21 protein-coding genes are annotated in these 21,477 nt (G+C 48.8%); 15 read left to right on the forward strand and 6 right to left on the reverse strand.

What is annotated here, in order from left to right:
• The 6 genes from BGO59_RS18900 to BGO59_RS18925 all read left to right on the forward strand — a co-directional run.
• The coding region (locus BGO59_RS18900) for a hypothetical protein (RefSeq protein ID WP_293685602.1) at positions 1-666 on the forward strand (666 nt) is incomplete at its 5' end.
• 218 nt (positions 667-884) lie between these two features.
• Positions 885-1,634: a Fe-S cluster assembly ATPase SufC gene (gene sufC / locus BGO59_RS18905; protein ID WP_293685605.1), complete on the forward strand. Its 750-nt coding sequence runs from the start codon at positions 885-887 to the stop codon at positions 1,632-1,634.
• A 102-nt stretch (positions 1,635-1,736) separates the two neighbouring features.
• Positions 1,737-3,062: a Fe-S cluster assembly protein SufD gene (gene sufD / locus BGO59_RS18910; RefSeq protein WP_293685607.1), complete on the forward strand. Its 1,326-nt coding sequence runs from the start codon at positions 1,737-1,739 to the stop codon at positions 3,060-3,062.
• A gap of 343 nt (positions 3,063-3,405) precedes the next feature.
• Positions 3,406-4,269, forward strand: a complete 864-nt coding sequence (locus BGO59_RS18915) for an alpha/beta hydrolase (RefSeq protein WP_293685609.1) — start codon at positions 3,406-3,408, stop codon at positions 4,267-4,269.
• 29 nt (positions 4,270-4,298) lie between these two features.
• On the forward strand, positions 4,299-5,606 hold the full coding sequence (locus BGO59_RS18920; protein ID WP_293685611.1) for a M20 family metallo-hydrolase: 1,308 nt from the start codon (positions 4,299-4,301) through the stop codon (positions 5,604-5,606).
• Positions 5,607-5,616: 10 nt separating this feature from the next.
• Complete coding sequence (locus tag BGO59_RS18925; RefSeq protein WP_293685613.1) at positions 5,617-6,534, forward strand: esterase-like activity of phytase family protein; 918 nt, start codon at positions 5,617-5,619, stop codon at positions 6,532-6,534.
• A 110-nt stretch (positions 6,535-6,644) separates the two neighbouring features.
• On the opposite strand, the gene BGO59_RS18930 is transcribed toward BGO59_RS18925, so the two are convergent.
• A complete protein-coding gene (locus tag BGO59_RS18930; RefSeq protein WP_293685615.1) occupies positions 6,645-8,078 on the reverse strand; it encodes a hypothetical protein in 1,434 nt (477 codons plus the stop codon).
• A 200-nt stretch (positions 8,079-8,278) separates the two neighbouring features.
• Here BGO59_RS18930 and BGO59_RS18935 point away from each other — a divergent pair, with 200 nt between their 5' ends.
• The 6 genes from BGO59_RS18935 to BGO59_RS18960 all read left to right on the forward strand — a co-directional run bounded on the left by BGO59_RS18935 (position 8,279) and on the right by BGO59_RS18960 (position 11,366).
• Positions 8,279-9,517, forward strand: a complete 1,239-nt coding sequence (locus BGO59_RS18935; RefSeq protein ID WP_293685616.1) for a cysteine desulfurase — start codon at positions 8,279-8,281, stop codon at positions 9,515-9,517.
• Positions 9,518-9,538: 21 nt separating this feature from the next.
• Complete coding sequence (locus BGO59_RS18940) at positions 9,539-9,766, forward strand: hypothetical protein (protein ID WP_080058782.1); 228 nt, start codon at positions 9,539-9,541, stop codon at positions 9,764-9,766.
• Positions 9,763-10,047 carry a type II toxin-antitoxin system RelE/ParE family toxin gene (locus tag BGO59_RS18945; protein ID WP_080058783.1) on the forward strand — a complete coding sequence of 95 codons (285 nt, stop codon included), beginning with the start codon at positions 9,763-9,765 and terminating at the stop codon, positions 10,045-10,047. The genes BGO59_RS18940 and BGO59_RS18945 overlap by 4 nt, the downstream gene beginning before the upstream one ends.
• 2 nt (positions 10,048-10,049) lie before the next feature.
• The gene (locus BGO59_RS18950; RefSeq protein ID WP_293685620.1) at positions 10,050-10,478 is read left to right on the forward strand and encodes a SufE family protein; all 429 of its coding nucleotides are present in this window, start codon (positions 10,050-10,052) and stop codon (positions 10,476-10,478) included.
• 17 nt (positions 10,479-10,495) lie between these two features.
• Positions 10,496-10,807 (forward strand): DUF59 domain-containing protein, encoded by a 312-nt coding sequence (locus BGO59_RS18955; protein ID WP_293685622.1) that lies wholly within the window; start codon positions 10,496-10,498, stop codon positions 10,805-10,807.
• A 127-nt stretch (positions 10,808-10,934) separates the two neighbouring features.
• Positions 10,935-11,366, forward strand: coding sequence for a BrxA/BrxB family bacilliredoxin (locus BGO59_RS18960; RefSeq protein WP_293685624.1), 432 nt, complete (start codon positions 10,935-10,937; stop codon positions 11,364-11,366).
• A gap of 73 nt (positions 11,367-11,439) precedes the next feature.
• Here BGO59_RS18960 and eboC read toward each other — a convergent pair whose 3' ends face one another.
• Together eboC and BGO59_RS18970 are read right to left on the reverse strand one after the other, a co-directional pair.
• Positions 11,440-12,315, reverse strand: a complete 876-nt coding sequence (eboC, locus tag BGO59_RS18965; protein ID WP_293685626.1) for a UbiA-like protein EboC — start codon at positions 12,313-12,315, stop codon at positions 11,440-11,442.
• Positions 12,316-12,387: 72 nt separating this feature from the next.
• A complete protein-coding gene (locus BGO59_RS18970; RefSeq protein WP_293685806.1) occupies positions 12,388-13,320 on the reverse strand; it encodes a TatD family hydrolase in 933 nt (310 codons plus the stop codon).
• 238 nt (positions 13,321-13,558) lie between these two features.
• Here BGO59_RS18970 and BGO59_RS18975 point away from each other — a divergent pair, with 238 nt between their 5' ends.
• Together BGO59_RS18975 and BGO59_RS18980 are read left to right on the forward strand one after the other, a co-directional pair.
• A complete protein-coding gene (locus tag BGO59_RS18975) occupies positions 13,559-14,221 on the forward strand; it encodes a DUF4136 domain-containing protein (RefSeq protein WP_080058788.1) in 663 nt (220 codons plus the stop codon).
• Positions 14,222-14,229: 8 nt separating this feature from the next.
• The gene (locus BGO59_RS18980) at positions 14,230-14,880 is read left to right on the forward strand and encodes an OmpW family outer membrane protein (RefSeq protein ID WP_293685628.1); all 651 of its coding nucleotides are present in this window, start codon (positions 14,230-14,232) and stop codon (positions 14,878-14,880) included.
• Position 14,881: 1 nt separating this feature from the next.
• Here the strand turns inward: BGO59_RS18980 and BGO59_RS18985 are convergent, their stop codons facing one another.
• Positions 14,882-15,559 carry an EboA domain-containing protein gene (locus tag BGO59_RS18985; RefSeq protein WP_293685630.1) on the reverse strand — a complete coding sequence of 226 codons (678 nt, stop codon included), beginning with the start codon at positions 15,557-15,559 and terminating at the stop codon, positions 14,882-14,884.
• Between the two features lie 140 nt (positions 15,560-15,699).
• On the opposite strand from BGO59_RS18985, the gene BGO59_RS18990 reads away from it, so the two are divergent.
• The gene (locus BGO59_RS18990) at positions 15,700-17,508 is read left to right on the forward strand and encodes an SGNH/GDSL hydrolase family protein (RefSeq protein WP_293685631.1); all 1,809 of its coding nucleotides are present in this window, start codon (positions 15,700-15,702) and stop codon (positions 17,506-17,508) included.
• 198 nt (positions 17,509-17,706) lie between these two features.
• Here BGO59_RS18990 and BGO59_RS18995 read toward each other — a convergent pair whose 3' ends face one another.
• Positions 17,707-18,654 (reverse strand): hypothetical protein, encoded by a 948-nt coding sequence (locus BGO59_RS18995; protein WP_293685633.1) that lies wholly within the window; start codon positions 18,652-18,654, stop codon positions 17,707-17,709.
• 26 nt (positions 18,655-18,680) lie between these two features.
• Positions 18,681-21,305, reverse strand: a complete 2,625-nt coding sequence (locus BGO59_RS19000) for a GH116 family glycosyl-hydrolase (RefSeq protein ID WP_293685635.1) — start codon at positions 21,303-21,305, stop codon at positions 18,681-18,683.
• Between the last annotated feature and the right edge of the window lie 172 nt (positions 21,306-21,477).

Raw genomic sequence — 21,477 nt, forward strand, 5'->3', positions numbered from 1 at the left:
CTACCCGGATGCTCGACCACCACGGCGGTTTACTCCGCTCCGGCTTCCTGCTCTGTAGCATCGACCTGCTCCATCAGTGCTATCGTTACGGCAGGAGCATGTCAATCGGCAACCAACACCTTTACGACGAAAGCGGTTATCACGCTGGCTAACCCAGTTGCAGGCATACTCACCGTGACCGATGGCCCTAACAGCATGACCTTTGCTACTGTGACGGGCGCTAGTGCATCCTTTACGGCTACATTTGCCAATCTGGTTTCAGATGGCTCCAGCCATACGGTTGTGGCTTCGTTACCGGGATGCTCAACTACCATAAGTACTTATACGGCTCCGGCTAGCTGTAGCGTTGGCATGGCTATATCTGTAACAGATCCGGGTGTATGTCAACCCAATACGAACACCTATAACACAACGGGCGTCATTACCCTGACCAATGCTCCCGCAGGAATCATGACGATTTCCGACGGCATTCTCAGCCTGACCGTAGCGGTTTCGGCCGGAACCACATCAGTACCGTATTCCATGATAGGTCTGTTGAGTGGATCAGGATTGCATACGGTGACGGTAAGCTTCGCCGGGCAAACGGCTCAGACAACCTACACGGCTCCCCTTCCATGCTGCGTATCACCCGTCTGCGTTCCTATACGAATCAAACGGGTACGGTAAAAGAAACTGCTTACCCCAACTGATTACAATTCAGAAAGCCCTCCGACCGTCTGGTTAGAGGGCTTTCTGTTCGTTTGTGTGCTTAGAGGACGGGGAATTTAGGATTAGCAGCCGGTACGCCAACTTTTAAGTAGCTGATTTTGTTAGCCAAACAGAGAGATACTGATTCATCTGTTATCTTTGCGGCTCATTTGCCAACGAGGGCATTACAACCTATTATGTTATCCATCAGTAATTTACAAGCCTCTATCGGCGACAAAGAAATATTACGAGGTCTCAATCTGGAAGTCAACCCCGGTGAGGTTCACGCGATTATGGGTCCTAACGGTGCAGGAAAAAGCACCCTGGCATCCGTTCTGGCAGGCCGGGAAGATTATGAGGTGACGGGCGGCAGCGTTACCTTCGACGGGAAAGACTTATTGGAGATGGCTCCTGAAGAGCGGGCAGCCGAAGGTATTTTTCTGGCCTTTCAATACCCAGTTGAAATACCGGGTGTCAGCACGACCAACTTTCTCAAGACGGCGATGAACGAAATCCGGAAGTATCGGGGTCAGGATACGCTCGATGCGGTACAGTTTCTGAAGCTGATGAAAGAAAAGATGAAACTCGTCAACATTGATCAATCGCTGCTGAGTCGATCATTGAACGAAGGATTCTCGGGGGGGGAGAAGAAACGAAATGAAATTTTCCAGATGGCCATGCTGGAACCCAAACTAGCCATTCTGGACGAAACCGACTCGGGTCTGGATATCGATGCCCTGCGGATTGTGGCCGATGGCGTCAATAAACTTCGGTCGCCGGAACGGGCCACAATTGTCGTTACGCACTACCAGCGCTTACTCGACTACATTGTACCTGATTTTGTACACGTTCTGTACAAAGGACGTATCGTAAAATCAGGCCCGAAAGAGCTGGCTCTCGAACTGGAAGAAAAAGGCTACGACTGGATTAAAGCCGAAGCAATCTGATATATGATATAGGATATAGACTGTATGATGTGGCCTACTGGCAATTAATTCATCATCCATCCTGGATCCTACACCTTACATCATACATCATACATCAAAGAAATGACTCCTTCTTACGCATCTTATAACGAATTTAAAGAGCAACTGCTGGCGGCTTTTCGGGACAACGAAGAGCGAATGAACGGCGAGCGCAAAAGCCCGCTGCATCAGACCCGGCGGGCCGCTCTGAAACAATTCGACCAACTTGGGTTTCCAACCATCCGGCACGAAGAATGGAAATATTCCAATGTAAACGGCCTGCTGAAGCAGTCATTCGAGCTGGACGAGACAACCACGCTGACGATAGACGATTTGGCTCCGCTGGAAATTCCAAACCTTGATGGCAACATCATTTATTTCGTCAATGGACGCTACCATGCTGAATTGTCCAGGCTTGTCAGCCCGGTCGATCAGGTTCAGATCATGAGTTTTGCAGACGCTGTAAAAGCAGACCCTGACCTAATCGATACACATTTCGCCCGGTATGCCGACTACCAGGACAATGCCTTTACGGCCCTCAACACCGCCCTGGCCAACGATGGTATTGTGATTCGGGTCCCTGCCAATACAACGGTAGAGCAGCCAATTATACTCCGGTTTATTACCGACACCCGTGCCAAAAACATTACCTCGCAGCCTCGCAACCTGGTTGTGGTAGGCAAAAATGCAGAGGTCATGATGGCCGAGTCGTACCGAACCCTGGGCGAAGGAACCAGCTTTGTGAACGTTGTTACCGAGATTATCCTCGAACGGGATGCCCGGATGCAGTATTACAAAGTGCAGAACGAAACCGAAAAGGCATACCACATCGGAACCACCCAGGTACACCAGGCCGATAACAGTCATTTTTACTCGGCAACCGTTACACTCAACGGCAACTTTGTACGCAACAACCTGAATATTGTTCTGAATGGCCAGCAGGCTGAAGCGTTCATGTATGGCCTTTATATGCCGAACGGTCGTCAGCATGTCGATAACCACACATTGGTCGATCATGCCATGCCTAATTCGTACAGCAATGAACTGTATAAGGGTATTCTGGACGATAATAGTACGGGGGTTTTCAATGGTAAGATTTTCGTTCGGCCTGATGCACAGAAAACGAACGCGTATCAGTCGTGTAAGAACGTTGTTCTTTCGTCTGGTGCCACAATGAATACCAAGCCGCAGTTAGAAATTTTTGCGGACGATGTAAAGTGCTCTCACGGAACCACGACAGGCCAGCTTAACGACGAAGCCTTATTCTACATGCGTTCACGAGGCATTCCGAAAGATGAAGCCCGAACGCTATTACTGTACGCTTTCTCGCAGGATGTGCTGAGCCAGATCAAGATTCAGCCGATCCGGGAATACCTGGAAAAGGTAGTGACGCAGAAACTGACAAAATAATTCAGTAGCAGCAGGTTGACCTCATGGCTCATTACCTGCTGCTACTTCCCCCCCTACTTCCAGGGAGCCATCTACCCCGTATCATTTTAGCGATCTGACCAGACTGAAGCATATATCTATAGCATATATCTATGCCCATTGGTCGGTGGATTACCAAACCCTGCTTACCTAGTAATTGCAGATAGCGGATTCGGTTGTACGGCATCAGCCTCCCGTAGACACGGGCCATTTTGCCCACCTTCATAGTAGTGTACTTATTCTTTTCGCGATAAGCCTTTATAGGTATAGCGCATGTCTGACAGGAAATCTTAACTTGCAAGAGTGTATTTCCCTCCTCTCACGCATGAACTTCCTGAAAACACTCTGTACCCTGACCGCACTGTTGCCGATGGCATCTTTGCTGGCTCAATCGACCATACCGTTGGCTCCGTCTGGCAAAACGGTCTATGGCAACAACCCCAACGTGGGCCACTACGCCAGCATCCGGGGTTTTAAGATGTATTACGAAGTTTATGGTTCGGGTAAGCCGCTGCTTCTCATCCACGGTAACGGAGGGTCGATCAATAACTTTACGAATCAGATCCCCTACTTCGCCAAAAATTATAAAGTAATCGCGGTCGATAGCCGGGCGCAGGGCAAATCCGTTGACCCCAGCGACTCCCTCACCTACGAAATGATGGCCGACGACTTTAATGCGTTGCTGAATGTACTTCGTTTGGATTCGTGCTATGTAATTGGCTGGAGCGACGGAGGAATCGACGGGCTTTTACTGGCTATGCGGCATCCAGAGAAAGTAAAGAAACTAGCGATTACGGGCGCTAACCTTTGGCCCGACACCACAGCGATCGAACCCAGCCTTTTTCAATGGATTGTCTCTTCCAGCGACAGTCTGGCCAGGGTAGCGCAGACGCCTACTGTCAAAGCTCAGAAGAAGTTGCTCAACCTGATGGTCCTTCACCCGCACATGTCAACTACCGATCTGAAGCAGGTAAAATGCCCTACCCTGGTCATTGGTGGCGATAATGATGTGATCCTGCCCACCCATACGCTTGCCATTGCTCAGGCTATTCCAAAGGCAAATCTATGGATTTTGCCCAACTCAGGCCATTCGACGCTTATTCGTTATAAGGATACGTTCAATCGGACGGTGGGAGACTTTTTCAATACGCCTTATCGTCCCATAAAGGGTATGGCCAAGCTTGACTGATTCCCATACATCAACCAAACTATACAACCATGAAACGAATCTACCTACTGTCACTAATCAGTCTGCCTTTCCTCAGCTCATCGGCTGTATTAGGCCAAACCAACCCATCAACCTTGAAAATAAATCCCCAACGCATTGAAAGCCGAATTACCGAACTTGCCAAATTTGGGCGGGACTCACTTGGTCGAGGGTATCGGGTTGCGTATACCAAAGGGGATGTGGAAGGGCGAAACTGGTTCATCGGGTTGATGAAACAGGCAGGTCTTAACCCAACCATCGATGCGGCCGGGAATATCATTGGCAAACGGGCAGGAAAAAATGCCACCTTGAAGCCCCTGGCCTTCGGCTCACACATCGACATGGTGCCTGATGGCGGTAATTATGATGGCTGCCTGGGTTCTATTGGCGCCCTAGAAGTCATTGACGTTCTGAACGAACATAAGCTAGTAACGGAGCATCCGCTGGAAGTGATCATTTTTGCCAATGAAGAAGGCGGTACTATTGGCAGTATGGCTATGGCGGGCCATTTAACCGCTAAAGGTTTACAGGCTGTTACGCAGAGCGGCCTTACCGTAGCGAACGGTATTAAAGCCATTGGTGGCAACCCCGACCATATTCAGGAAGTAGCTCGAAAAAAGGGGGATCTGAGCGCCTTCCTTGAATTACACATTGAGCAGGGTGGCATTTTAGAAAAAGAAAACCTCCAGATCGGTGTAGTGGAAGGAATTGTGGGCATCGAGCACTGGGAAGTTACGGTAGAGGGGTTTGCCAATCACGCAGGTACTACACCCATGAACATGCGGAAAGATGCGCTGCTGGCGGCTTCCCGATTCATTGTAGCTGTCAACGAGGTAGTGACCAGCTACGAAGGTCGGCAGGTCGGAACGGTCGGAAAAATTGCGGCCCAGCCCGGCGCCTACAACGTGATTCCGGGCAAGGTGATCCTGGGGCTGGAACTACGCGATCTGGACTACGATAAAATCTGGAAGCTGTTCAGGGATATCGAAAAAAAAGCATCAGACATTGCTACAGCAACGGGCACCAAAATTTCATTTACGCATCAGCCTAACCCGGCCAAACCGGCGTTGACCGAAAAGACTATTCAGGATAAGATTGTAGCCTCTGCCAAATCGCTGGGCCTCACTTACCAATATTTACCCAGCGGTGCCGGGCATGATTCGCAGGAAATCGCTTTGATTGCACCCGTCGGAATGATCTTCGTGCCTAGTGTGAATGGCATCAGCCACTCGCCCAAAGAATTTACCAAAGCGGTCGATATGACCAACGGAGTCAATGTATTGCTTCAAACGATATTGGCCATCGATAAAGCCAAATAACCCCGACCGAATGAGACCTCTTCTTGTACTTATGTGCTGCTTAACAATTGTATCGGCTTCAGCACAAAGCGTACAGTTCACCTTCGATGGCGATTCGACAACCATTCCGCATACCATCGATAGCCTTCGAGGTATTTCGGGGCTGGACATTAATCCGGCAACGGGCGAGTGGCATTTGGTTAGTGACCGAGGCCGCCATTTTGTGTTTACCAATATCCGCAGCATCCGCGACTTGGGCGTTCCATCCCGATTAACCGTTTCTGAGCCTACTCCCTACTGGTTCGAAAGTATCCGCTACGATAGTCGCAGTAACACCTATTTCTGGACGGATGAGCATGAGTTCGTTACCTCACTGCTTTACGGAAAATCGATCCGGGACAGTACGCGTCAGATTCTGCTGAAAATACCGCTCCCCAGTTCGAACAAGGGATTGGAAGGTCTTGCGCTGACCGCTTCGGGCGCACTGTGGGTTGCCCCCGAAGCGGGTTGGGAAGGTCAAACCCGCATGAATGAGGACACAATCACATTTTTCCGATACGCTACTCCTACAGCTCCAGACCCATCCGTCGAACGCTTTTCGTACCCAATTAACCGGTGCTCCTTTGCTCAGGGCGACGAGCGCGTGGGCGGCATTTCCGAAATTGTAGCTGTTGACGATCAGCATCTGCTGGTGCTGGAGCGCTGTTACGATAGTGCGGAAAAACGTGTAACGGCCAATCTGTATGTGGCTACCATTGATGAGCAAACGCATACCCTTACCAAAGAACTTGCTTTCGATTTCAACCGTCAGTTTCCGGGCAATGTCTGCAACCTTGAAGCGATGGCCTGGGCCGATGTGCAGCACCAAACTCTTGTCGTAATCGCCGACGATAATTTCCGACGAAACCAAACGCTACGTAACCAAGTGATTATGCTGAAACGACGATAGAAATAGAACCGCACGGGCGGCCCCGGCAGATTTTTATGATCGTTATGATGTACACAGATCTTAATGGATCATAATTATCATAAAAATCTGCCGGGGCCGAACGTGCGGTTCTATTTCTCTTGACGAGCATAAATTGTATTCCACTCGTCCTGAAAGATACGGCGGTATGACCCAATAGTTATTGGAGCACTTATTGGAATATCATAACTCGCATTCAGGCGGTGATCGCTGATAATGTACTCGACCTGCTCCTGTTCAGCCAGTCGAAAAAAATCGTTTAGGGGTAAGTCCTTTCGCTTTTTTGCCAGAAAGAGGTAATAGGTCAACCCCCAGATTTGGTAGGTCTCCATCTGCCCAAAGAAAAACTCGAGTGGGGCAATCACCCGCGTATGCTTGTGAGGCATATGGCTTGCCAGCAGGGCGTTATGCTGTTCAGTATCAGGCACGGTTCTATTCTCGACGATAACCTCCCGAAATTGAATAGCGCTTACAAGCAGATACCCGATCACCAAAACCTGCATCAGTCGGCGTTGCCAGACAGGTTGATAAGGCAGATAGGTGATCAACCAGTTTGCCGCCAGAATCGATAGCCAAGGCAGAAACAACAGAAAGTAAATGTCCGTACTACTTTTAGTCAGTAACCAGAACGAGCCGATCAGCAGCCATGTGTAAAGCAACAGAGGGTCTGTTCGGGCAATCTGCTTTCGAAACAAAATGGCGCAGAGCAAAACAAGTACACTGAGGGCTGCCTCGTTCTGACTATGAAAAAAAATCTGGTGGAAATCGGCCATCACCGTCAGCTTTGCCATCAGGCCAAAATTTTCCTGCGTTGCCGGATCGTTCCGGAATTGGTCGATCAAGGTTCCAATCTGTCCGGCCAACAGCGCATCGAACCCATACAAACTAAGGGTTAGTGCCCCCGCTACACTGAATACCAACATAGCCCGCCAGCCTACTTTTAGCCAAAGCCATACGGCTCCCGCTATCAGGTATATGATTCCGTTCAGATGGGTCAGTGCCGACAGTCCGGCAAATAGTCCCGCCCAAATCGGTTTCGAACGCCATCTCTTCGGCGGATCAATGGCCAGATACGAAGCAAACCCGATGGCCATACACATGGTTTCTGGCCGGTTGACCGATATAAACCGAATCAATGTACCGCAGCCAAAATAGAGTAGTACCGAAAGCCATTGCTGCTCCCGCGACGCCGAACGGCCAGACAGCCAGACCAGATACCCACCAAGCAGACCAAAGAGAATACTAACCAATTTATTCGTCGCGACGGAAACGCCCGTTGCCGACATAATCAGCGCCCCGGCATAGATGAACAGTTTATGAAAAACGAAGATCCCTTGATTCCAGCCATTGTAGTTACGAAACATTGTCGATTTCACTTGCCCCGAATGGATAAGCCAATACGACTGCTCGGCAAACCAGGCTTCATCGTAATATTCGGCGCGGTGAATAAACGTTATCACCAGCCCGGCAAGCAGTACTAGTAATAAAATCAGATAGGTACGTATCGGAAATAGTACAGATGGCATAGAATGGAAGCAATTGAGCACAAAGGGTATCAATCTATATCATTTCGTTTACCGATAAAAATAGATGATGTATTCTAATTTACACATGCCCAGATCCATTGCCCTGATGTCTGTGTAAACGAAGGTTCTTTCTGCGACGCTCCGAACCTAATCCGAGCCGTTTTACGTTTCCTTTTCAATAGACATTCTTTTGCGTGCCCATGCAATCAGCCCTAGATACCCCACTCGACATTCAGAAAATTCGTCAGGACTTTCCGATACTGGATCAACAGGTCAACGGTCGGCCACTGGTTTATTTCGACAATGCCGCTACGAACCAGAAGCCGTTACCCGTCATTCATGCCTTGACACAGTATTATGAAGGGTATAATGCGAACATTCACCGGGGCATTCACCACCTGGCCGAACAGGCTACGGCTGCTTTTGAAGCGTCGCGCCGGGCCATTCAGGCATTTCTGAATGCCAAACACTGGCAGGAGATCATCTTTACCTACGGTACTACCGACGGCATCAACCTGGTTGCCCAGAGTTACGGACGTCATTTTCTCAAGGAAGGTGATGAGATCATCATTTCAACCATGGAACACCACTCCAACATTGTTCCCTGGCAAATGCTTTGTGAAGAAAAGGGTTGCATCCTGAAGGTGATTCCGGTCGACGATAACGGCGAACTGTTGCTGGATGAATACGAAAAGCTGCTGTCAGACAAAACGAAGTTCGTATCCTGCGTACACGTATCCAACGCACTCGGTACGATCAACCCTGTCAAAACCATCATTGACAAAGCCCATGCCGTCGGAGCCGTGGTACTAATCGATGGAGCGCAGGCCAGTTCACACCTTGAGCTTGATGTACAGGCGCTTGATGCAGATTTTTATGTTCTGTCGGCGCATAAACTCTACGGCCCAACGGGTATGGGCGTTCTATATGGTAAAAAAGCCATTCTGGACGCCATGCCACCGTATCGGGGGGGCGGTGAGATGATAAAGGAGGTAACGTTCGCCAAAACAACCTATGCTGATCTGCCGTATAAGTTCGAAGCAGGCACACCCAATATTGCCGATGTAGTTGCGGTAAAAACCGCGCTTGAGTATATGGCAGGTTTAGGCAAGGAAGCCATTGCCGCCCACGAAACCGACCTTCTTCACTATGCCACCGAACAGTTAGTAGAGCTGGACGGCTTGCGCATTATTGGTCAGGCGAAGCAAAAAATCGGGGTAATTTCGTTTGTTATGGAAGGTATTCACCATCAGGATATTGGTGTAATTCTGGATCAACAGGGTATTGCCGTCCGAACGGGTCACCACTGCACAATGCCCCTGATGCAACGCTTCGGCATTGCCGGAACTACGCGGGCCTCGTTTGCGGTTTATAACACCAGAGACGAAGTAGACCGGCTCATACAAGGCCTACGCCGAGTGCAGAAAATGATGTTGTGATTACCTAAAATCGCCAAAAATATGGAAGAAGAGCTTTTGCTTGATAAGAACCAGGTAATCGAAAGTTTTGGAAACTTGCCTGATAAAGTATCGGCTGATGAGTTAATTGAACGTATTTTATTTATCCGTTTGATTAATGAGCGACTTTTAGAAGCTAAAACCACCCCGGGTACCTCCCATGAACAATTCATGGAGGAATTTAAGGCGTTTAAGGCTGAAAAAAAGGCTGAACGACAAAACAGGCCATGACATTGATTTGGAATGACGAGGCTAAAGAGGATGTTCGAAAAGCCTATAGTGATTACTTTGAGATCTCCCCTTCCCTGGCTGACGATTGGTCGGACGAGTTAGATAAAAAACTAGGATTATTATTGCAATTTCCAGAAATGGGGCGCCGAGTACCTGATTTTAATATTAGTTTTATTCGAGAGGTATTTGTTAGAAAATATCGGCTTGTCTATCAATATCAGGATGATATACTCCGCATTTTAGGGGTTCGCCCTATGGGGCAACCACTTGGCAGATTCTAATTATGACCATTAACGAAAAACAGGACGAAATCATTGACGAGTTCGAGTTGTTCGAAGATCAACTCGACAAGACACAATACATCATCGATTTAGGCAAAAAATTGCCACCCATGCCCGAATCGAAAAAAACCGACGAGAACCGAATTATGGGTTGTCAGTCGAAAGTATGGGTAGATGCCGAACTAAAAGACGACCGGCTTTATTTTTATGGGGACAGTGAGCCTACCGCCCAGATTTCGAAAGGGTTAGTCGGGTTGCTGATTCGGGTATTGTCGGGCGAAAAACCGGACGACATTGCCAATGCCGACCTGTACTTTATTCCACGGGTGGGCATGGGTAACCTGATTACCTCGTTACGGGCTGGCGGGCTGGCCTCGATGATTGAACGAATGAAAGCGTATGGTCGAGCATATTCAGGGCAAACCGCTTAATTTTTCAGATTAAAGCAATGACAGACGAAGCATTAAAAGAACAAGTTATTCTGGCCCTGAAAGGCGTTTATGACCCCGAAATTCCGGTCGATGTGTACGAACTGGGGCTCATTTACGAAATCAAGATATTTCCGGTCAACAACGTGTATATCCTGATGACGTTAACGTCACCCTCCTGCCCATCGGCGGGCTCGATCCCGGCCGAAATAGAAGAGAAAGTACGAGCTATCGAAGGCGTTAACGATGTAAGTGTTGAACTTACGTTCGACCCTCCCTACTCGACCGAACTGATGTCGGAAGTAGCGAAATTAGAACTTGGCTTTATGTAAAAAATTAAGTCATTGGGCATTTGGTGTCACCCATAGTCGTTAATTTTTGTTATTACTGATGACTATCAAATGACGTGAAACGAATGCCTACTCAATGACCATCCATTAATGATTAACTACTAAAAATATGTATCCTCCTCATTTGCTTGTCCCGATGCGGGAAGACCTGACCAGCGTTGGGTTTGAAGAATTGACCACTCCAGCCGAAGTTGATGCCGCTATGACCGATCAGCAAGGTACGGCTTTAGTGATGGTAAACTCGGTATGTGGCTGTGCAGCTGGTGCTGCTCGTCCGGGTGTAAAAGCCGCCTTAGCCGTCAGCGCGGTTAAGCCAGAACACCTGTATACGGTTTTTGCCGGTGGCGACGTCGATGCCACAGCCCGGATGCGTGAGTATTTGCTGCCTTATCCGCCATCGTCCCCTGCGATTGCTATTTTTAAAGACGGCGAATTAGTACACTTCATTGAGCGGCACCACATTGAAGGACGTTCGGCACAAATGATTGCCCAACACCTCGAAATGGCCCTTGAAGAGTTCTGCTCCCCTGCCAACGCATAAGTAATCTGTAACGTGGGTGGCAACCCACGATTGATAGAATTCAAATCTTATCAATCGCGGGTTGCCACCCACGCTACGTTACGGCAAATGCTTTCGCTAAAAACCGGGAAAGAGGTAGTAGTAAGAATACAATTAATGCTAGCGGAAACGAGGCAAAGGCGGCTACCCAGGCCGCATTCATAATAATCAGCGACAACACGCCTGCCTTTACAGCCAGGCCAATATTGCGGCCAATCGGCTCTTTTACGGCACGCCAGAGTGGAGGGAAAATAGAATAGCCGAACAGTATCAGAAATGGGAAAGCGGTTCCCAGCTGCTGTCGCCATTGCGCCAGTGCCGCTACACAGCCAATCACCAGTGCATATAGCAAACCCGCCACGCGTAGCGTAATCGGGCTACCGCCATGAACTTCGCCCCGGCTGATCATTGTGATGGCGGCTATGTACACAATCGGCACCAGTCCTACCCATACCCAGGGCATCACCTGATCGGGCAGAATACTTACTCCCAACAGTAAATTAAGTCCACGACACAAGCCCATATTGACGGGGCCCAGCCAGTTATGATGCTTACCAAAGCGGTCGTAGATGAGGGCAGCCGCCGAAATGGCAATAGCCAGAATGCCAGCCGTCTGGTTGACCCAGAACGATGCCAGAATACCAACCGCCAATAAACTAGTTCCCAGTATACTAGCCGCCTGTTTGCTGACAACACCGCTCGGAATAGGGCGTTCGGGTCGTTCGATGGCGTCCAGTTCAGCATCGAATACATCGTTGAACACTACCCCTCCACCATATAATCCGACAGTAGCCAGACAAAGCCAAGCTATCGCGGCCAGGTCGAAGTTCGGGATCAGGAAATACCCTGCAATAGACATACCCGCCAGCACATCGGCCACCGACGTTACCAGATTAGCCGGGCGAGTAAGCGAAAGAAGCGCCTTGATCATAATGAAAAATGGATAATGTACGATGGAAAATGGGGCTATTAATTATTCATTATCCATTTTTCATTATACATTTTAACTAATTATCGTTGATTCTTTATCGACTTTTGGGGCTTGCCCACCGCGCAACACGGAACTGCCGTTGTAACGTTGGCTCTGATCAATACCCAGCGGCTGCGAAAGCTCTTCCAGACTCAGTTGACCACTTTGCGCAAAAGCCGTTACCGCATTCGCAAAGGTTACGAGCCGGATTGCTTCGTCCGAGATGCCCCGCTGTTTCATCAAAGCCGCCGTTTTAGGGACCGCCAGCGGATCGCTGATACCCCAGTCGGCAGCCGAGTTGATCATGATACGCTCCGGCCCGTACTGTTTTACAACTTCTACCATCCGTTCGTTCCCCATTTTGGTAAATGGATAAATGGTAAAGCCAGCCCAGAACCCACGATCCAGTACCTCACGCACCGTTTCCTCATTATTGTGATCGACGATCACCATGCCGGGGTCGATACCGTGCTCGATGGCAATGTCCATACTGCGGCTGGTGCCCTGTTTTTTATCGCGGTGCGGGGTGTGAATCTGGACAGGTAGATTCGCTTCTCTGGCCAGTTCGAGTTGTGCCCGGTAGTATTTCTCCTCAGCAGCCGTCTGGTCATCAAAGCCAATTTCGCCAACGCCCACGACGCCCTCCTTATAGATGAAAAGTGGCAGAATTTCCATAACCTGTTCGGCCAGGGCTTCCTGATTAGCTTCTTTGGAGTTCAGGCCAATGGTACAGTAGTGGCGAATACCAAACTGCGAAGCCCGGAACCGCTCCCAACCAACCAGACTGGCAAAATAATCCCGAAACGAGTCGACGCCGGTACGCGGCTGACCCAGCCAGAAGGCAGGCTCAATGACGGCTACCACACCCGCATCGGCCATAGCCTGATAATCGTCCGTTGTTCGGGAAGTCATGTGGACATGCATATCAAAAAACGACATGCCCTTAATGGAATCCATAAAATCCATATTCATATTAATTAAAAACGAATGATGCATAATGACCAATGAATCATGACGAATCCGTATGATCGACAGGTATCCATCAGCTATTATACATTATTCATTGTCCATTATTCATTTTACCTCACGCAAAGTTCTCAAAAAAAGAGGGGCCTTTCTACATGATTTTTACCCATATTTTAATTCACGTTTTACAAACTTCCGCTTTCACTGCGCGTTTTATAGGTATACAACAAATGCAGTTATGAAGAAGTACCATCAACGTCAACTAAGGAAAGGAGGCCTTTGGGCGCTCCTACTGCTAGCCGTAGGCGGAAGTCTGAGTGCCTGCCGCGATAAGGCCATCGATGACCTAAGCGCAGCCGATAGCCCGGTTTACATTACCAATTACGATAAGTCGGTCAACTTCGGCCAATACAAAACGTTTAGCCTGCCCGATTCGGTACTTGTCGAAACCAACAACGGCTACCAACCAGCTCAGAACAGCGTTTCTACCCAGTTTGTAAACAATATCGCCAACACGCTCACAGCGCGGGGTTTTCAGCGAGTAAGTAAAGGGGACAGTGCCGATCTGGGAGTTGCCATTATCCGGGTCAACAAGCAGTATACGGGTGTTGGAGTCGATCCATACGGCTATTATTCGAGTTACTGGGGTTATGGCTACGGAGGCTTGGGCGGGTATTATCCTTACTATCCGACCTATTACACCTATCAGGTTTCTGACCAATACTGGGAAATTCAGATTGTCGATCTGAAAAACAGCACGACTAACGCCAGTGGTCAAAAGCAGGTGAATGTCATTTACGACGCTACCATCCGGGGCACCGACGTCACAGATACGCAGTCCGTCGATGCCGCCACCACAGCTATTTTCAATCAATCCACGTATTTACAGGCTAGTCGCTAACCAACGTCATGAAACGTATCCTCGCAGTAATTGCCCTGCTTGGCCTCAGTACGGCGGCCTGGGCACAGTACCAAAATGAGTACATGGGTTCATCGATCTACGATCGGTATGTAACCTTCAATATTTCGGCCCGCTATGGAGTGGCTTTCCCGATGGGTGGTCAGCAGGGCTATATCGACCGAATTTCACCAACCAACCTCGCACTGGATGGTGAATGGCTCTTTCCGAAGCGGTTTTCGATTGGCTTGAAAACGGGCTATCAGTACACGCACCAGCGGATGCCCCGGCAAATGTATGAATACGACTCGCAGTCGATCTCAGCCGTTCAGACCCGAACCTTATCGATGATTCCGGCCATGGTTTCGCTGTCGTATTATTTTGCCGATAACGCAGCGGCCATTCGCCCGTATATTCAGATGGCAGGGGGTGGTGCATTTGTCGATTACACCAACTATTTCGGGCCGCTGGCCGACCAGAAAAGCGGGTTTAAAGGGGCTATTGCACCAGCGATTGGCCTTAAATTTTATGGCAAACGCGAGCAGGGGCTGGGTGCCGAAATTCAGGCCCAATACCAGAACGTATTTTTCAACTACGATCTGCTGAAAAACTCCGCCCCCTCGCTAATGCTTTCGGCAGGAATCATTTATCGGTGGTACTAAACTAGTCTAACAACAACTCAATACTGGCTGGCAAACTACGCCCGGCAGCCCGACGTTCGGCGGCATAATCCGTCAGAATATGGGTTAGCCGGGCGTTTTTACGTTCCTGTAAACCAGTAATCTGAGTAATATCTTTACCCGTAAAGAACGCCTTCATTACTAACTGATTCCAGGCCAGCTCATCCAGATAATCGGCAGGATATGGATTGTTCAGCATAATCGCCGACTGCACATCGCCAATGTTATTCCGAACACCTTCCGTAGCCTGGAACTGCCAGTCTTCGGGGTAGGCCAGCACAGGCAATGCCGAATAAAGGGCCACTAATTCATTGAGTTCGCCCGCTTTGAAAAGTTCAGTGATCGTCTTCATATAGGTGGTCTGGTCGTCGGCGGGTAGCTGAAGCAGCCACCATACCCGCGCCAGTCGATCAAGTGTCCAGCCAGCTACGGTAAACCCCGGCCGAATTCGTTCCAGCGAAAACGCGATGTCGTCAGGCACCTCAATGGGTTGCTTACCAACAAAGCGTGGCATGGCCGTAAAGACGCGGTAAAACGTGGCAACCTGCGGATTGGCATGGAAGGCATCGACCTGCTGCCGCAAATACGTAACGGCTTTTTCGGAATTTGGCTGCTGTTCGATCAGATAAAACAGCGTCTGGCTCATCTGGAGACTATTCATATTGCAAAAATACTCGTGTAATTCGTACGCTTATAGTCGTAAAGGCACATTAGTACATGACTATAATCACCTTTAGGATTCTAGAATAAAGTTTATTCTGCTCTTTTGTTTCCCTGAATGCCGATCATTCGCTTTCGATCATGAAAAAAACGCTCCTGGTTTACCTGATTATTTTCAGTTTTAACAAGCTTGCGACCTTGGCCCAGACACCAACAGAATACACCTGGTGGAATCCGACGCAGAGCGATCTACCCGTGATAGAAGGCCAGGGTTGGTCGGGTACGACCTTGCAAAATGCGTATGACCGACTACCTGCTCTGGCCGAACAACGCGTGCGTAAGGAAGTCTGGAGTCTCTCGCACGATGGCGCCGGTTTGATGATTCGGTTTCGGGCCAGTACCGATCAGGTTGTGATTCGCTACACCGTCGGACGTAAGCAAACGGCACTGCCCCATATGCCAGCTACCGGGGTCAGTGGGGTCGATCTATATGCCGTAAATAGTGATGGCGATTATCTGTGGTGTGCCGGAAAATATACCTTTGGCGATACCATCCAGTACCGATTTACCAATCTTGAACCCAACGACCCATATCATAAGAAAGGCCGGGAATATCGGCTGTACTTGCCGCTTTACAACTCCGTCAAATGGTTAGAGGTGGGCGTACCTAAAGGCGTTACGCTTACGCCACTGGCAGTTCGGCCTGATAAACCGATTGTCATCTACGGAACGTCCATTGCTCAGGGGGCCTGTGCTTCCCGGCCCGGTATGGCGTGGACGTCGATTTTGGGTCGAAAGCTGGACCGTCCTGTTATTAATCTAGGGTTTTCGGGCAATGGTCGGCTGGAAAAAGAAGTGGTTGATTTTCTACCGGAGATCGACGCGAAACTATATGCGCTGGACTGTCTGCCTAACCTCATTGCTACAGTCGGTATCAAACCAGATACCATCAAAGCCCGAATTATTCAATCGGTAAAAACGCTACGGCAGCGACGCCCTTCAACGCCTATTTTGCTGGTCGAACACGCGGGTTATACGGAAGGAGGCATCAATCCAACCCGAAAGCAACTCTACACCGAAGTCAATGAATTGATGCAGCAAGCCTATACCCAACTCACGAACGAAGGCACCGAACAGCTTTATCTGCTTTCGAAATCAGCCATTAATCTGGACATCGACGCGATGGTGGACGGTACGCATCCGACCGATCTGGGTATGCAGCAATACGCTGATGCCTACGAACGGATTATCCGACCGATTTTGAATGAGCCAATTGGTCAATCGTCAACGACGAAGCCACGCATACAATACCGTGACGCGAATAAATACGATTGGGAAACCCGCCACCGGGCCATTATGAACCGTCTGCAAAGTAATCCGCCCCGCATCGTTTACTTCGGTAACTCAATCACTCATTTCTGGGGTGGCGAACCCGCTGATGTGGCGTCGGCTGGTGCGGATAGCTGGAACAACGTCATGGTTCCGTTAGGGGTTCAGAACCTGGGGTATGGCTGGGACCGTATCGAAAATGTATTATGGCGGGTTTATCACGGTGAACTCGACGGATATAGCCCGAATCAGATCGTCGTCATGATTGGCACCAACAACCTGCAACTCAACTCCGATACTGAGATTAGTGAGGGGCTGAGCTTCCTAATCCGCGCCATGCAGACCCGACAGCCTAAAGCGGAGATTTTACTGGTTGGCATTTTACCCCGTCGGCAACTGGAATCGCGCATTGCCACGCTCAATCAGCAACTGAATCAGGTTGCCAATAAACTAAATGTTCGGTTTATCCAGCCGGGCACCGTCTTTCTAAAACCCGACGGCACCATCGACGAGACCTTGTTCGGCGACGGCTTACACCCCAACGCCGAAGGTTATCGGCAGTTTGTGGCCAAACTCCAACCGTATCTGAAAAAGACAGAAACTACTAAGGTGAAGAAGTAACTAATAGATTTTTTGATATCAGATACTTCCACTTGAAAAGCGAGATTTCTCAAACCGAGTCAATGATCGCACTCAATTTTAAGAGACGTAACGGCAAACCATGCTCACGGTGTCGGTTATTAGTAACCGACACCAGTGCAACAACACAACTTTGTCACTCGTTCACAAACAATCTTGGATAAGCAGTGTAGTTAATGGTCATGAATCCGTCTTTTTAAAATAGTACCGGACTCGTTTGATTAAGGCCGTCCCGTTCCAAGTCGTCTCCTCAATAAGGTTACCATCAGAATCGTAAGTCAACCTTTCTCTTCTATTAGAAGCCGTTGCGTCAAATTTCCCACCAGAAAATGATTGATTTTCTTGGTAAAAGGCAGTCTCGACTAGTTGCTGTTTAGCATTGTATTGCTGGGTATAATAGAGTTTCTTCTCGTTATTAACCAGATTATATGTAGCTATTAAATTTCCGTTGGCATCATACTCATACTGATAAACACTACCCAGATCTCCATATGGTGAATACATTTCAAATCTAACAGGAAGCCCAGTTTTATTGTAAGAAAAGGCAGCACTCATATAAGGCTTATCGTTCATACTCATTATCTGGGTAAATACTTTTATTCGTTGCCCTTTCGAGTTATAAACGGACTTTTGATGGTTTAGTACTTTTCCAGTTGGATCTAATTGTTTATATTCTGTTCGATGCCCATCCTTATCATGATCATAAACAAATATCTGCATCAAATTACCAGCACCATCGTAACCAGCTTCTTTAGTCATTAACCCTCTCTCATCATAAGCAATCATACCCTTGTACTGAAGTCTGCCAGCGTCATATGATTGTCTTCGGATCAAATTACCTGTACTATCATAAAAGTTATGCTCAACCAAGCTACTATCCCTCTCAGAGCGGCCAAACTCGTAGGTTAATATCTGCCTGATATGGTTCTTTTGGCGCGTAAGCCGTTCTAATTCATATTTTTTCTCTTCATCCTGAGCAAGGAGAGAGAAACTTATTAGTGATAGAAATAGAATAGAAAATTTGGTAAACATAGGAATTAGTAATTTATATGTATAGAAAATTGTTCTTCCTAAAAACTTAATATTATATATTTTTCCACTATTTATATATTTATTTACAATCATCATGAGGTTTAATTCCTAATTCATACCCTTTATATTAGTACCAATACAATCAGCGGCTGGTTGGTCTGAATCTTATGTCGGGCTGAAAAACGTAGAGCAAGCGTTTTACCCGTTTGGCTTAACTGCACTGCAATCGTCTGTCCGCCCAGTGTTACCGTTACTTTTTTAACGGGTTTCGCATCGCTTTTTTCGACGGTTAACTGCTCCAATGCCAACGAGCCGTACGCTACCTCAAGACGATATTCATAACGTTTACCCTGCTTTTGCTGAGTATATGTCCCCCATCCTTCGGCAGCCGTAAACGGAGCCATAAACATGTCGGCACCCCATTTCGGTGCAAAAGCCAGTTCGCCTTTAGGACCGTGATACGTATAGCCGCAGGCTGTAATAAATGCTCCATAACTCGCCATCGCCCGTGCGTAATGATCGCTGCACTCCACTTCGTTGAACGGGTTCCGTTTGGCAGCATGGTAACGGTCATGAATAGTGCGGATGAGGGCTAGCCCTTCATCGGTCATGCCTTCGGCTAACATATGCCCGGCCACCTGATGCTCAAAACCGCTCATGCACTCATGGAAATAGGTTACCTGCCACGCATCTTCCACTCCGTAGGGTAAGGGCACCTGAGCCGGGTTGGTATTCATGAGCATACCGCCTTCGCCCGGCAAGGCATAAGGCCGCCCACCGTGATGGTCTTTCAGGTAAGGGCCTACATCGGTTGTGAAGTTGTATTTCCAGAGTGCCCGCAACGCCGACAGGGTTTTCTGCTGATCAATGATGCGCCCCAACCCAACCTGAAACGCCCACGACTGACCGTACACCTGATCGATATGGCAAGTGTCGTATGAACCCAGAACGGTTTTACCCAACTTCGGGTCAGGTTTATGGATGAAGTACTCACCATTAAATAGTTGCGATTCCATATTGGCCTTCCCCTTCTCGAAAAAGGCTTTGCAGACAGCCGCAAAATCGCGGTCGTTCATCTCTTCGGCCATGTGCTCGCCTGCTTTTACGGCTGCCAGACAAAGCCCAACCAGCCAGGCGATTTCGCCCGGCCACTTGGCATCCAGCGTATTTTCGAGCTGCGAATCAACCATACCGTTCCCAGTCCGGTCTTGTTTCAGGATGTATTCAATAGCCAACTTGGTTTTCGGCCAGTTCCGACGCAGGAATCCATTGTCGGCACTCATTTGATGCTCCCGGTACATTCCCAGAACTCGCCCGGCCTGCCCATCAATAGCGGGTTGCTGGTCGTATTCTGCCCGAAAACCGATATGCCCATCGTCGTGAAAGCCAACTCCCAGATCGACGCGCTCGCGTGTATCCCGTTCCAGAGCCGGAAACAGTCGCCCCATCGCCTGGGCATATTGCCAAACGTGCGTGCAAGTACCCGCGCAGGAGCCTACGCCCTCCCACGCATAAAACCGCCCCGACGAAAACCGATGACTGGTAGTGGTTGCCAGCGTCGATACATTCAGCAACGTGCGTTCTAAAAACCAATGGGGCAATGTGCTTTTCGTATACCAGGTCTGGCACCAGGTTTTGGTCTCACCCGATAGTTTGGCAAACTGTTGCTGAATATAGGTAGCCACTTCGGCCGCCGATTTGAACTGGTTGGCGTAATACCGCTTCGTCTCATTCTTAATTGAATGAAACGACAGATTAGGGAAATACCAGCTCAGCACATAATGCAGCTCCGTCGTTTTACCAGCTGGAATTTGAGTTGTATTGCGCACGGACCCCAGCAATAGTTCATCAAACCGTTTGCTAGCAGGCTGACTGTTTTCGCTGTTGAACAACGCATCATTCGCCAGAGTCGCCGATGTATTGACCACCGTAGCCGGATTGAGCGAAAGCAGGCAGAAGTTGCCATAATCGGGCTTGAAATAATAGGCATCGTCGGCCCAGTTTTTATTAAGAACTGTACTGAAAACACCGTTCGGAACAGCCTTATTCGACTTGGTATACTGATCGTCGCTGGCGGTGTAGATGGCGGCTTTGTTTTCCAGCCACCCCACTACCGACACCGTTACATCGGCCTGGCTTTTATTGATGATGGTAAACGAATAAATAGTAGCGGGCAGACCCGAATTATCGGCATCCAGTGGAATAAATGGCGAGTATACCTGCGCTGAAACCTGAACCGGCAACGTCGCATCCAGATACCGAATGGTTGCCATCGGGTAGGTTGCTTCAAATTCGATCTCGTCCCAATCGTCGGCCAGTAGTCGTTTCGTAACGCTCCTGCCGTTGTAGTCGATCTTAAACGCAAACCCCTGCTCTACCGGACGAACATCCTTAACAGGTTCTACATAATTGGAGCCATCGAACGGACGCAGAATAGCCTTGTTGTTCTGGATTTTTTCGTGCCAGGGAATGTCTTTGTAAATAACGCCGGTCTGGTTCTTATTGAAAATATCCCATAGCCAAAGTCGGCCATCGCCCCCCAGGTACACGCAACCACAGCCAATACCGCCCACCGGCATGCCTATGTATTGAAGTTCAGCTTTCGTTTTCCGATACGTCGTTGGCACTCCCCGCTCATATAAGGCTTTGATCCATTCAGGAGCAGGTTTTGTAATCCCCGGTTTATCGTCGGCCAGCCAAATGGGCTGATGAAGCGAGGAAAAATCGGTTAAAAATCCGGCAGCCATCAGGCTAGTGGATTGTATGAAATTGCGACGAGTAGTTGTATTGTCTGCCATGACACATCAGGAGCCCTTCAATAGGTTCCGCACTAAAAACCAATCGAATCACAACTATACTCGTTCCGATGCTGAACAGATGCGGGAACCAACACCGAATAGTGCTATCTGCGACGATCTG

Origin of the sequence: Spirosoma sp. 48-14, from assembly GCF_001898575.1 — a bacterium.
GTDB lineage: Bacteria > Bacteroidota > Bacteroidia > Cytophagales > Spirosomataceae > Spirosoma.